Origin of the sequence: Paenibacillus sp. FSL R10-2796 (genome assembly GCF_037965315.1) — a bacterium.
In the GTDB taxonomy this organism is placed as follows: Bacteria; Bacillota; Bacilli; order Paenibacillales; family Paenibacillaceae; genus Paenibacillus_AQ; species Paenibacillus_AQ odorifer.
The window spans coordinates 6,329,178-6,342,789 of record NZ_CP150178.1 but is presented as its reverse complement, the minus strand read 5'-3'; the positions used below and the strand labels follow the sequence as shown (position 1 = coordinate 6,342,789).

Here is a 13,612-nt window from a genome sequence, read left to right as displayed (position 1 = left end):
ATCGTACAAAACTATGACCGAAATCATATAATTATTTTTAATAATATTTGTTATGATCGTATCAATAAATCCGAAAGTTCGCAACCTGACTGGCCATCTCGTTCGGAAATAAAGCGGATTATTAATAATAATGGTATTTTTATTGCTATTTTTGAGCCTAAACGTTAAATTTATTACTTTCAATGATACTTTATTTGGAAAAAAGAGAATTTCCATTTGAACCGTGAATTATACAATGGGTGAAGATGGGATTCTGCGGATTACTAACCAACTAAAATTAGGGGTGGAATAGAGTAATGAATAAAAAAGTTCTTTCTTTGTTGTTATTAATGGTGATGGTTCTGGTCACAGCATGTGGAAATAACACGTCCAATAACGGTTCTTCTGCGAATACTGGATCAAACGCTGCTGAGGGTGGAGAAACAGGTGCAGGGGATAAACTCAAGGTTGTATTGCTGATTCCGGGGACACTTGGGGATAAATCATTTTTTGATTCCGCTAATAACGGCTTGCAAAAGGTTAAGGATGAACTTGGTGCAGAAACAAAGGTTGTTGAAATGGGCGTTGATAAAACGAAATGGGAGCCTACATTTAACGATATCGCTTCCGAGGATTGGGATGTAATTATTTCTGGCGGTTCTGAAATTACAGAGATGTTTAATGCAACGGCAGAATTGTATCCAGACAAAAAATTCATTAATTATGATACCGACATCGATGAAGCACCAGATAACATGTACAACATGTCTTATGCGACAAATGAAGTATCTTTCTTGGCAGGTGCCGTAGCAGCATTAGCTACACAATCGGATATGCCGAATGCTACCCCTGAGAATGTGATTGGGTTTGTGGGCGGTATGGATATTCCGGGGATTAATGCTTTCTTGGTCGGTTACATTCAAGGTGCTCAGTACGTTGATCCTGATGTAAAAGTGGCTGTGTCGTACGCTGGTGATTTTGTTAACCCGGCAAAAGGTAAGGAGCTGTCTCTAATTCAATATAACTCCGGTGTGGATGTTATTTTTAACGTGGCTGGGGGTACAGGTCTTGGGATCTTTGACGCAGCTAAAGAGAAGAAAAAATATGCAATCGGTGTAGACTCCGATCAGGCAATGTTGATTAACGATACAGATAGTGAAAAAGCAAATCTAATCGTTACTTCATCGATTAAAAAGATTGATACGGCTATTCTAGGTGCAGTGAAGAGATTGCAAGAGGGTACGCTAGAAATGGGCAAACGTGATGTATTGAGCTTTGTAGATGATGGTGTAGGTATTGCTGAGAATGATATTTATAAAAATGTATTCCCGGCTGATCTTCAGGCCAAGGTTGAAGAAGTGAAGCAAAAGCTGATCAATAAAGAAATTAAAGTGGATAATGCGATGGGGATGGAAACCGCAGAGGTAGAAGCTATTCGTAACGCAGTTAAGCCTTAAGCCTTAAGCTTTAAACCTTAAGATCAGCTCTATAGAGATAAACCTACAGTTGGAGATTCTTCTAGTCAGGGGAATTCCAGCTGTATATTTTTGCAGACCTCCAAGTTGAAAGGCGTTGAGACCTATGTACACAGCTCTGCTGGAAATGCGGGGAATTACCAAGGTATATCCCAATGGCGTCGTTGCAAATAAAGACGTGCATTTTTCTTTACGTGAGGGAGAAATACATGCGATTGCAGGTGAGAACGGTGCAGGTAAATCGACTTTAATGAAGATTATGTTCGGCATGGAAGAGCCAAGTGAAGGCGAGATCTATATCAAGGGTGAAAAAGTAAAGCTGCAATCCGCTCAGGACGCCATTGATAGAGGTATCGGCATGGTCCACCAGCATTTCATGTTGGTACCTTCTTTTACGGTGGCAGAGAATATGGTGCTGGGTATGGAGCCGCGCAGAGGAGTTGGCATTAATTATGCCGAGGCTGTGCGCATGACGGAAGAGACCGCAAGGAAATACAATCTGGCCGTGGATCCAAAGGCAAAAGTAGAGGATCTTACAGTTGGGATGAAGCAAAAGGTTGAGATTCTTAAGGCGCTGCTGCGTGGTGCGAAAATTCTGGTGCTTGATGAGCCAACTGCGGTGTTGACTCCACAGGAAACAGAGGAATTGTTCCGCGAGCTTAAGCAATTAAGGGAACAGGGGCATACGATAGTTTTTATTTCGCACAAATTAAAGGAAGTCAAAGCGATTTGCGACAGAATTACGATTATGCGCAGCGGCCGTAGTGAAGGTGTTTTTCAAACACAGGATGTGACAGAACAGGAAATCTCGCGGTTAATGGTCGGCAGAGATGTCGTGCTGAAATATGACAAAGAGATTCTGGCTGTTAGTGAGCCAGTACTAACGGTGCAGGGACTCGGTGTGAATGATGCAGATGGCAAAGCATTATTGTCGGATATCAATTTTGCGGTACGTGGTGGGCAGATCGTTGGGATTGCTGGTGTAGAAGGCAACGGGCAGACACAGCTTATTGAAGCTCTTACAGGTAGCTTGAGAGGTGTCTCAAGTCAGGGTTCTGTACTAGTGAAGGGAAAGGATATCCGTGAATCGGATATTTTGGATATTCGTAAGCTAGGCGTTTCCTATATACCGGAGGATCGGATGCGGCAAGGGATCGCTAGTGAAGCAAGCATAGCTGATAATCTGCTATCTACTCAGTATCGTACAAAAGCAATGAATAAAGGTCTTTTTTTGAATGGTTCACGAATTGCCAAGCTAGCAGTATCCCTTGTAGAGGAATTTAAAGTCCGCTGTTCAGGACCTTCGCAGCCCATAGGAATGTTGTCAGGCGGTAATATGTAGAAGGTGGTCGTAGCTAGAGAGTGTTCGACTGAACCGCAGCTGCTTATTGCAGAACAGCCGACACGGGGTGTGGATATAGGCGCAGCCCAGTTCATACATCAAAAGTTGTTGGAATTACGTTCAGACGATTGCGCGATTTTGCTAGTGTCGGCAGATTTGAATGAGATCTTGGAGATCAGCGATAGTCTGTTAGTAATGTACGAGGGTAAGATTGTTGCCTTTTTCGAGGAGCCATCTAAGGTTAGTGAGGAAGAATTAGGTCTTTATATGCTGGGGATTCATCGACAGGACGAGGAGCACATCGGGAGGGCCGTAAATCATGTTTAAAGTTAAATATTTTGAGTACATTCGGACATCGGCGGTAATCGTTATTGCACTCGCTATTGCCTTTCTGATCATCTCTTTGGTCAGTAATCAGCCTGTGAAGACGATTGGTATATTCCTATTAGAGCCGTTATCCAGTAAAGGTCATATTGGTAATGTGATTGAGATGGCGATTCCGCTCATGTTCACTGGGTTGGCAGTATCCTTGTTGTTTCGAGCCAATATGTTCAACCTGGGAGCTGAAGGGATTTTCTATTTCTCCGGTGTTGTAACTTCCGTATTGGCTATTCATTTAACGCTGGACGGCTGGCTGCATCCGATGGTAGCTATTGCTGCAGGTTCAATTGTAGGAGCGTTGCTCTCGGCAATACCTGGTATTCTGAAGGCAAAATGGAATGCTAATGAGTTGGTTACATCCTTAATGTTCAATAATATTTTGTTCGGAGTAGGGCTATACCTACTGAACTATCATCTGCGTGATGCTAAAGCTTTTGCCAATGTATCCTACAAATTCGAGAAAACGGCACTGCTGAGTAAAATGGTCTCGGGCACCCGTATTCATACCGGTCTTATTATCGTTATCGTGCTTATTATTGCAGCTCATCTATTCCTATACAAAACGAAATGGGGATATGAGCTGCGCATGACAGGCATCAACCGGGACTTTGCCCGTTATTCCGGTATGAAGACAGCCAAGGTTATTATTCTCGTCCACTTGATTGCAGGTTTTATCGCAGGTATGGGGGGCTCCGTAGAAGTGCTGGGGATGTATAACCGTTTCCAATGGACGTCACTGCCTGGTTATGGTTTGGATGGTGCCCTTGTAGCGATGTTAGCCAAAAATAATCCGCTGTCCGTAATCGGCTCTGCATTATTCCTAGCGTACATTCGAATTGGGGCTGACATGATGGCGCGTCTGTCTGATGTACCTTCAGAGATGATCTCAATTATACAGGCAATTATCATTCTTCTGATTTCGGCTGAGCAATTTCTGAAATTCTGGAAAAATCGGATGCTCTTGAAGGAGGCGAAGGAAGCGTGAATAGTTTGTTTGATGTGATTTTTACAACTGACTTTGCGTTCTCTGTCCTTCGCGTGACGACTCCGATTCTGTTCGCCGCGCTCGGCGCACTCATCTCCAACCGTGCAGGGATCATTAACATTGGGATGGAGGGCATCATGCTTGTTGCCGCTTTAGCGGGTGTCATCATAAGCAGCTATACACATAGCGCATGGGTAGGTCTGCTTGGGGCGGTGCTGTCTGGAACATTGATCGCTGGAATATTAGCTTTTTTCACCCTGAAATTCAAAACACATATCATTCTCGGGGGTGTGGCCATTAATATGTTCGCTTCGGGAGGCACTGTGTTTATCCTCTATCTGCTTAGTGGCGACAAGGGTTCTTCCACTTCTCTGGCGAGTAAAGTTCTGCCTAGTGTCCAGATTCCTTTGTTGAAGGATATCCCGGTGCTTGGACCTATTTTATCGGGGCATCACATTCTGACGTATGTTTCTATATTGGCTGTGTTTGTTGTCTACTATCTATTAAACCGTACACCGCTTGGACTGCGCATTCGTTCAGTGGGTGAAAATCCACATGCGGCTCAATCCGTGGGTGTAAGTGTTGTGAAAATACAGTATATGGCTTTGCTGCTTAGCGGATTTTTTGCCGGTTTAGGCGGTGCTTATATGTCGATGGGGTATTTGTCACTGTTTACCCGCGATATGATCGCTGGCCGGGGCTGGATTGCCATTGCCGCTGAGTCGATGGGAAGAAGTACGACCGTAGGCACGGCGCTGACCTCTTTATTATTTGGTACTGCAGATGCATTGTCGAATGCGCTACAGGTGTTAAAGATTCCTGCGGAGCTAATCGCCACTCTTCCTTATGTAGCCACAGTAATTGGACTTGTGATCTACGCAGTATCTGAGACACGAAAAAAGAATAAAAAACTTAAAAGTCCGCTAGTTAAATAGCGATTGAAATGATTGATACACAGACAAGGAGTGAGTAACTATGCCAACACCTATTATTATTGACTGCGATCCAGGGCATGATGACGCAATAGCGATACTGCTTGCCATAGCAAATTCGGAGAAGTTAGATCTGCGCGGGATTACAACGGTTGGTGGAAACCAAATTTTAGATAAAATCACGGAAAACGCCCTGAAGGTGATCAGCTTCGTGAATGCTGACATTCCTGTAGCTAAAGGGGCTGCTGGCCCACTGTTCGGCAAGCTTGTTACAGGTGAGGAAGCGCATGGAGAATCGGGCATGGATGGGCCGCTTTTGCCTCCAAGTAAATTCCGCCCTGTAGAGCAGGGTGCTGTGGAGTTTATGCTGAATATCATCCGTTCTTCAGAGGAGAAGATTACGCTCGTGCCGATGGCTCCTTTAACAAATATCGCACTGCTAATCACGGCTTATCCAGAGATTAAAGACAGAATTGAAAAAATCTCACTGATGGGGGGAGGTATCTCTTATGGGAATGTCACCTCTACTGCGGAGTTTAATATCTATGTAGATCCTGAAGCAGCCCGTATTGTGTTTGAGTCGGGGATTCCGATCACAATGAGTGGTCTGGATGTGACCGATAAGGCTGCTATTTTTGAAGATGAGATCCTAGCATTGAAAGAGCGGGGACCAGTGTCTACAATGGTCGGAGAATTGCTGGATTTCTATTCGATTTACGGTAAAAAAATGGGCTATGTCGGCAGTGCGCTGCATGATCCATGTGCTGTTGCCTGGCTGCTGCATCCGGAACTATTTGAATCTGAGCATCTATATGTAACGGTGGAGACCGAAGGCAAGCTGACGCGGGGAATGACAGTTGCAGACAGACGGAAAAAGACGGATCGTCCAGCGAATGTACAAGTATTGGTGGGCGTTGACCGGGAAGCATTTATGAAGCTGATCTTTGATTCACTGGAAAAGCTTGATCAAGAGCTGCTGCTAGCGGCTGAAGGGAAGTAGCCTATGGCAGGATGGGAGAGACTTCAAGAGACCGTGCAGTTTGAAATTGCTCAGCGTGGAGAAGAAGGTTGCGAGATTGATGGGTTCGCGGATAAGCTAGCGGCTGCTGGTGCCGATGAGCTCAAGCTGATGCAGGTATACAATGAGCTAATGGAGCTTACGATTAGTGAGGATTTTCCGTATCAAGAGCCATCCTCTCTGGAGGAGATTCGTCAACTACGTCCAGAAGGTCCACGTAAGCTTGAGGCGGACTGGAGCGAGGCAGAATGGAGAGATAAGTTCTATGGAGCCTGGCTCGGTAGAAGTGTCGGCTGCGCACTCGGGAAACCGCTGGAGTATTGGGACTATCTCTATGGGAAAGATGGCCGTTCGGGCTGGGAGAATATTGAGCTATGGTTTCAGGGTGCGGACGCCTGGCCAATTACTGGCTATACGCCTGGGCATTCACGGGCAGAGGCTGAATATGGTCTTGGCTTAAGTGAATGGACATATGCGAGTACCCGCGAGACGATCAAGTATATGGAAAGCGATGACGATATTCGCTACACTGTCCTGGGTCTTATGCTGCTGGAGCAGAAGGGTCTGAACTGGGATTCTTGGGATATCGGAAAGCTGTGGCATACACATTTAACATATAGTCAGGTGTGCACGGCGGAGACACAGTCATATATGAATTTTGCGCAGGAGACCTCTCATCTGCATGGCGAGAAGCCTGCGGATTGGCTGGTGCGGCAGGAAAGAGTGCGGATGCACTTAAACCCTTACCGCGAGTGGATTGGTGCCGCTATACGCGCAGATGGACTGGCTTATGGCGCAGCAGGTTATCCTGAGCTTGCGGCAGAACTAGGCTGGCGCGACGCTTCATTTTCACATGTGAAAAATGGTATCTACGGTGAGATGTTGAATGCGGCGATGATATCGGCAGCTTTTGCAGAGAAGGATAATGAACGGATCCTAGAGATAGGCCTTAGTGAGATTCCGCGTACCAGTCGTTTGGCCAGTGATGTTTTGCGGGGGATAGATATTGCGCAGAAGGCCAAAAGTGAGCGGGAGTTGGTTCGTAACATTTGGGATACTTTTAGCCACTATGATGCAGTCCATACAAATAATAATGCTGCTCTTGTAGCTGCGTCGCTTGTTTATGGCGGGAATGACTTTGAAAAAACAGTTGTCACTTCCGTATATGGTGGAATGGATACAGACTGTAACGGGGCTACTGTGGGCTCAATTATGGGAGCGAAGCTTGGAGCAAGTAAGTTGCCGGCTTCATGGATCGAACCGCTTCACGATAAGTTATATGCCGATCTGCCCGGATTTCATCCGATAGCGATTTCGGAATGTGCGGAACGCAGCTACCAAGTGTTCTTGAAGATTCGCAGAGAGCTTGGCGAAAAGGCATAAAAGATTTAGCGAGTATGGGACTCGATAGATCAGGGATTCAGGGATTACTATATGAATTATGGGATGTCTTAAGCTATTGGCTTAGACATCTTTTTTTGTGTAACAGCAGGTCTTTAATCACACTCCAACGAACCAAATGTAGCTTTAACTGCATTTCATACACTTAAAAAAACCAAATATGGCTATATTAACAGTGGAGCGTTTAGTGGTGGGGCAATAGGAGAATCATGATTTCAAGAGGGAAGGATTATCTTTGCTAACCCTTTTTATTTTATTAATAAATGTGTAAAAAGAGCCCGGTATAAAGGGGTTTTAGGTTTTCATCAACCTTCCTGGTATATCATTTAAAGAAAAATGATGACACAGCAGAAGAAATGTCTTATTATTTAAGGAGATTTTTAATAAAACAGATTTTAGAAAATTGTAATACAATGTCTCACTTGATGGAGGTTCATTATATAAGGGAAAGGAAGGGGGAGCTTCTAATACTGTCGCTGAGTCGGGTAAGTAAAGGGTACAAGCTGAAGGAAGGCATCTATCAGGCTGTAGATGAGGTATCGCTGGAGGTAAAGCAGGGATCCATTCATGGGATCATTGGTGAGAGTGGTGCGGGGAAATCTACGCTGCTGCGACTGATGAATCTTCTGGAACAGCCGGATGAGGGAACGGTTACCGTAGATGGCCACAACCTGACCGAAATGCCTAGTAAAGCACTGCGTAAAGCAAGGCAAAAGATTGGAATGATCTTTCAACAATTTAATCTTGTTTATAACGTCACTGTAGAGCGGAATGTTTCGATCCCGCTGGAGCTGGCAGATGTCCCAAAGCATGAACGAATGAAGCGTGTGAAGGAGTGTCTGGATTTTGTTGGACTGGCAGATAAGGCAAAACAATATCCGGCACAGCTCAGCGGAGGACAACGTCAGCGTGTTGCGATTGCCCGCGCGCTAGCGAACAGTCCGGGAATATTACTGTGTGACGAGCCAACGTCCTCCCTGGACCCTGGAACCACTACAGATATCTTGAACGTGCTGAAGCATGTGAATTCAAGTCTTGGAGTAACGGTTGTCATTGTTACGCATGAGATGGATGTTGTTAAAAGCATATGTACTCATGTATCGGTGATGGAAAAAGGGCGCATTGTAGATTCGTTCTCTCGTGAAGACGGTGAATTCCGTCCAGCGGCAGCCAGTACCGGGACATACCGCGATCAGATTCTTGGTAAAGCGGGGGAAGATCATGTTTGATAGTGTACTTCAATATCAGGCACAGATGTGGGATTCGATTGGTGAAACCTTTGTGATGGTTGGTATTTCTGTTGGAGCGGCCGTGCTGCTGGGGCTTCCACTGGGTACCTTGTTGTTTTTTTTCCGAAAAGGGCAGCTTTATGAGAATACAACGTTGTCTCTGGTGCTCAACAGTATCGTTAATATTATCCGCTCTTTTCCGTTCCTGCTGCTGGTCGTTGCGCTAATTCCAGTCACTCGTTTCCTGGTCGGGACCGCCATTGGTACGATTGCAGCAGCGGTTCCATTATCTATAATCGCTATTGCCTATTATGCTCGGTTAGTGGAGCAGTCGTTGCTGGAGGTTCCTAAAGGGGTCATTGAAGCAGCATTATCGATGGGAGCCTCGAAGCTGGGCTTGATCTTTAAATTTCTGTATGTGGAAGCTCGTTCGGGTCTAGTCCTTGGACTTACTACTTCTACAATTAGCTTTATCTCCTTCTCGACCGTGATGGGAGTTGTTGGTGGGGGAGGGGTTGGTGATTTCGCTATCCGTTATGGTTATCAGCGTTTTGAGACGGAAGTGATGATCTATGCCATTCTAGTGATGATTGTATTAGTCCAATTGGTTCAGTTCACCGGGGGGACTATCGCAAGGCTGTTGGATAAGCGGTAATACAAAATAGTTCAATATATAAACTGGGGGTTAGTAGTACTAATGAAAAAATCAATGATACTTGTGCTTACATTAATGGTATTGGTCGTAGCGGGTTGTGGCTCTAATAAAGCAGCCGAGAACAATACTGCAAAAGGTAGTAATGATGAGTTAACCAAATTAAAGATCGCTACACTGATCCCACCTATGACAGAAATTCTGGATATTGTGAAGCCGCTCCTGAAGGAAGATGGCATTGATCTGGAGATCGTTGTTCTCTCTGATAATGTGCAGCCTAATGAGGCGTTGGCTAATAAAGAAGTAGACGCTAACTTTTTCCAACACGTTCCTTATATGAAGCAATATAATGAAAGCAAAGGCTCTAATCTGGTAGAGGTACAGCCTGTTTATGACGCTATTTATGGCGGATACTCCAAACGTTATAAGACTATAGCTGATCTTCCTGAAGGGGCTACGCTTGTAATGGCTAATGATCCATCTAACATCGGCCGTTCATTGCAAATGTTCGCTGCAGCTGATCTTATTAAGCTAAAAGAAGGCGTAGGCATTCAAGCCACACAAGCAGACATTACTGAAAATCCAAAAAAATTCAAGTTTGAAGAAGTCGATCTCTTAATGCTGGCCCGTATGCTTGATGATGGCGATCTGGTAGCCATGACTCCGGCTTATGCGAGCCCACTAGGATTGACACCGAAGAAAGATGCACTGATTACGGAAGGCGAAGATTCCGAATTCACAATTACTTTGGTGGCACGTGAAGATAACAAGGACTCTGACGCCATTCAAAAGCTGGCTAAACGGATCAGCGGTCCTGAAGTGAAAAAGTTCCTTGAGGATAATTACGCGGATATTGCGTTGCCTGCGTTTAAATAAGCTGAATATGGATCTATAAAAAAGGGCAGCCCGGCGATATTTACCGGGCTGCCCTTTTTGTAATAGGAGTATTTAGGTGTGTCTTACATTACTCGGCTTCTCTCAGCCGTTCCACAATGGATGCTTGGGATAACGTTTTATAGGCTCTCAGTGTCACTGTGTAAGCGAGAATTAACAAAATAGGAACGGTGAGGATAAACGGCAGCCAACTCATCTGAAATACCATAAAGGCCATATTATCCGTGATGTTTTTGGAAAGGTTATAGGTCAGCAATACACCTAATGTTGAGGTTATGAGGACGGTTAGCAAAACGGTGTAGAATCCTTCAAGGATCAGCATACGTTTTAGCTGCTTTTTGGTCATGCCAATACTCTCCAGCATGGCAAGTTCATTCCGGCGGGAGACTACCCCGGTGAGTACAGTGTTGATATAATTCAGCACCCCGATTAGAGCAATGACCAGGCTAAGCCCATACCCGACGGTTTGAAAAATGCGAATGAATCCACCGAGCTCATCCTTGTAATCCTCCCTTGATTTTAAAGTTAATTCATCAGTTGAATCTGTTAAAGCTTTGACCACTTGTTCTACCTGGTCCAGCTTAGTCGGATCGACATGTAGTGTGGCTGAAACGATATTGGCTGGATCTGTACCCTTCGGCATTTCCTTCTGCAGCTCCGAAGCAGGGAGGAAGATGTTGTAACCTAACATAGAGTAAGATTTTGTTGTGGCAGCATATACTGCATCATGTTTTACTACTGCCATCACTTCATAAGATTTATCCGACTTCTCGAAAGTGACTGTATCTCCAGGATGATAATAGGTGCGGTAGCTATCTTCTTCTATAAACATGGCCTCAGATATGACCGCATATTTTCCTGAAGCAAACTTCTGCCTGTTAAACTCCCCTTCAATAATATCCTTGTCCACAAGATCATACCAGCCCGGATCTAATCCATATAAATGATTGTAGACCATCCCCCCCTTATCTAAAGTGGAGAGAAGATAAGGATGTGGGTCAGCAGCTGCCATTGGCTCCAAAATAGCCCGGACAGCATCATCGACAGGAGATGGAACATATCTGTGGTAAACCTTATCAACAGTTTCTACACCGTCAATTTTACTTAGATTGTTGGCGAATTCCTCTGAAAGCTTATATGGATCACCGTCTCGAGGTCCTGTAATACTGACTAGCACTTCATTCTGAACCACAAAATCACCGGAGATAAAGGCACGCAGATATTTATTCACATCCAGTGAGGAAATTACTGTAAAAATGGTACTGAACAAGATGATACTCAAGGAGAGTGAAGAGAGCATCAGGATCAGCTTCTTTTTGCTTCTGAACAGGTTGGAGAACGCCATGTTGTGAAGTTTTGCGCCATGTTTTGATTTTTTGGCATTCCGTTTTCCACCGCTGCTGACTCCGGCAAATTTTACAGCCTCTACCGGCGAGGTTCGCGAAGCCATTCGGCCCGGTTTGCTTGCGGCGATCCATACTGTCATAAACGAGAATGCTGCTGCACCAATAAATATCCACGGGCTAGCAGAATAGACATTATCAGTAGAACCGTTTAAAAATGAGGAGGCCATAGGGAGAATCAGCAGACCTAGCAGATACCCGAACCCCAATCCAAAAGGCAATGCGACGAGATAAAGTGACCGGGCCTGAATGGAGATGATCTTTTTCAGTTGTCGGGGTGTGGTACCGATGGTCTTTAGCAGCCCGTAAAATTTGACATCCCGCACGACGGAAATAAAAAAGATATTGTAGATTAGTAAATAGCCGCTCAGCATGGTGATAAGAATGACAACTGCATAAGGAATGATATTCAGTAGATTATCGGAGAGAGAAACACTTGTATAAGCCGGATTGACACCATAAGGTACATCCAGGCCGGTGTCCGTCAAAATCTTTTGTACCTTCTGTTCAATATTATAAGAATTATTAAACATCACCCCTAGACCTGCGGTGTTCACATAAGAACCCGTTGCCTCAGAGATGTCCGGGTCAATATGGGAAATGTTCTTCTGTGTAAATGCTTCGGATACAAAAGCCAATCCTGACATCGCCAAATTTTGATCGGTTTCGTAATATCCGGAGAGCTTAAAGTCTTGGCTTATGACTTTTTCACCAATGTCTATATCCAGCTTCACAGTCTGGCCTAACTCATGTTTTGCTCCTAGCAAGTCAAGCGCCCAAGTATTTAGGACGATTTCATTCTCTTGGGAGGGCAGTCCGCCGGCTATAAAGTTGATAAAACCGTGTTTGGCATAATTCTCGTCAATTCGAAGGACCTCTACCCGGTGATTCTTGAACAGACTGGTGCTTATATCGCCAACCTTAAGGAAGACGCCATACTCTTTGATGGATGGTTGATTCTTCAGCTTCTCCAACTCGGCAGGATTCAGATATTTGAAGCTTCCATGATAATCGCTGCCGGTAGTCTGCATTTGTGCGCGTTGCATCGATTTGTTAATACTGAGCGCCAAGGTAAACACGCTGGTGATCAAAAGCGTAGTCAGTACGATGGCACAGATGATAGTGAAATTGCGAGCACGGTTGGCTTTGAGGCTTTTTTTGGCTAAAGTAGCAATGGTCTTATGGTTATTCGTGCTGATCATGGCTGGCTCACTCCGGAGCTACGGAGTGAGCCAGTGAAAATGACGCCATCTTCAATACGGATAATACGGTCAGCAGTTTGAGCAATTTGTTCATTGTGTGTGATCATCACAATGGTTTGGTTGAATTTTTCACTCATCTGTTTAAGTAAAATCAGCACTTCTTGGCTTGTTTTGCTGTCCAGATTACCTGTAGGTTCATCTGCTAAGATGATTGAAGGTTTGGTCGCCAATGCTCTGGCTATTGCCACCCGTTGCTGCTGTCCGCCAGACAGATTAGAAGGTAGAGTATTCATCTTTTCCTGCAAGCCTAAAGTGCGGATGATTAGATCAAGATAAGTTTCGTCAATTTTGCCACCGTCCAGTTCAATGGGCAGCACAATATTCTCCCGCACATTTAGTATGGGTACCAAATTGTAATTCTGAAAAACAAACCCCACCGATCTGCGCCGAAAAATGGTCAGCTTCTCATCACTCATCGCAAAAATATCGTTCCCGTCCACGTAAACCTTGCCCTCTGTTGCCCGATCTAATCCGCCAAGCATATGAAGAAGAGTGCTTTTGCCGCTGCCGCTAGTGCCGACAATGGCGACAAACTCCCCTTTATCCACTGACAGTGATATACCGTCCAAAGCCTTAACGCTTGCGCCAACCTTTCCATAGTGTTTTTTTAAATTTTCAGTCTGTAGAATCGGCATAACTCTTCCCCTCCAATGAGATCT

Annotated in this window: 12 protein-coding genes; 10 read left to right on the top strand and 2 right to left on the bottom strand. The window is 44.8% G+C overall.

All coding sequences use genetic code 11. The features are described 5' to 3' along the window. Positions 1–296: 296 nt before the first annotated feature. The 10 genes from NST58_RS28210 (at position 297) to NST58_RS28165 (ending at position 10,270) form a co-directional block, all read left to right on the top strand. Positions 297–1,436: a BMP family ABC transporter substrate-binding protein gene (locus NST58_RS28210; protein WP_076280292.1), complete on the top strand. Its 1,140-nt coding sequence runs from the start codon at positions 297–299 to the stop codon at positions 1,434–1,436. 124 nt (positions 1,437–1,560) lie between these two features. Next, entirely contained in the window at positions 1,561–2,796 is a 1,236-nt protein-coding gene (locus NST58_RS28205) for an ABC transporter ATP-binding protein (RefSeq protein WP_339244974.1), read from the top strand. A 3-nt stretch (positions 2,797–2,799) separates the two neighbouring features. After that, a complete protein-coding gene (locus tag NST58_RS28200; protein ID WP_339244971.1) occupies positions 2,800–3,123 on the top strand; it encodes a hypothetical protein in 324 nt (107 codons plus the stop codon). Then, complete coding sequence (locus NST58_RS28195) at positions 3,116–4,162, top strand: ABC transporter permease (RefSeq protein ID WP_036685569.1); 1,047 nt, start codon at positions 3,116–3,118, stop codon at positions 4,160–4,162. The genes NST58_RS28200 and NST58_RS28195 overlap by 8 nt, the downstream gene beginning before the upstream one ends. Beyond that, entirely contained in the window at positions 4,159–5,097 is a 939-nt protein-coding gene (locus NST58_RS28190) for an ABC transporter permease (RefSeq protein ID WP_036685567.1), read from the top strand. Before NST58_RS28195 ends, NST58_RS28190 begins: the two co-directional genes overlap by 4 nt. A gap of 40 nt (positions 5,098–5,137) precedes the next feature. After that, on the top strand, positions 5,138–6,094 hold the full coding sequence (locus tag NST58_RS28185) for a nucleoside hydrolase (protein ID WP_076184827.1): 957 nt from the start codon (positions 5,138–5,140) through the stop codon (positions 6,092–6,094). A 3-nt stretch (positions 6,095–6,097) separates the two neighbouring features. After that, positions 6,098–7,495 (top strand): ADP-ribosylglycohydrolase family protein, encoded by a 1,398-nt coding sequence (locus NST58_RS28180; protein WP_339244969.1) that lies wholly within the window; start codon positions 6,098–6,100, stop codon positions 7,493–7,495. Positions 7,496–7,980: 485 nt separating this feature from the next. Further along, entirely contained in the window at positions 7,981–8,742 is a 762-nt protein-coding gene (locus NST58_RS28175) for an ATP-binding cassette domain-containing protein (protein WP_081386423.1), read from the top strand. Beyond that, positions 8,735–9,397: a methionine ABC transporter permease gene (locus NST58_RS28170; protein WP_036685560.1), complete on the top strand. Its 663-nt coding sequence runs from the start codon at positions 8,735–8,737 to the stop codon at positions 9,395–9,397. The genes NST58_RS28175 and NST58_RS28170 overlap by 8 nt, the downstream gene beginning before the upstream one ends. Before the next feature lie 42 nt (positions 9,398–9,439). Then, positions 9,440–10,270 (top strand): MetQ/NlpA family ABC transporter substrate-binding protein, encoded by an 831-nt coding sequence (locus NST58_RS28165; RefSeq protein ID WP_076308850.1) that lies wholly within the window; start codon positions 9,440–9,442, stop codon positions 10,268–10,270. 88 nt (positions 10,271–10,358) lie between these two features. On the opposite strand, the gene NST58_RS28160 is transcribed toward NST58_RS28165, so the two are convergent. Both NST58_RS28160 and NST58_RS28155 read right to left on the bottom strand, forming a co-directional pair. Then, positions 10,359–12,893, bottom strand: coding sequence for an ABC transporter permease (locus NST58_RS28160; protein ID WP_248549725.1), 2,535 nt, complete (start codon positions 12,891–12,893; stop codon positions 10,359–10,361). After that, on the bottom strand, positions 12,890–13,588 hold the full coding sequence (locus NST58_RS28155) for an ABC transporter ATP-binding protein (RefSeq protein ID WP_248549724.1): 699 nt from the start codon (positions 13,586–13,588) through the stop codon (positions 12,890–12,892). Before NST58_RS28155 ends, NST58_RS28160 begins: the two co-directional genes overlap by 4 nt. Between the last annotated feature and the right edge of the window lie 24 nt (positions 13,589–13,612).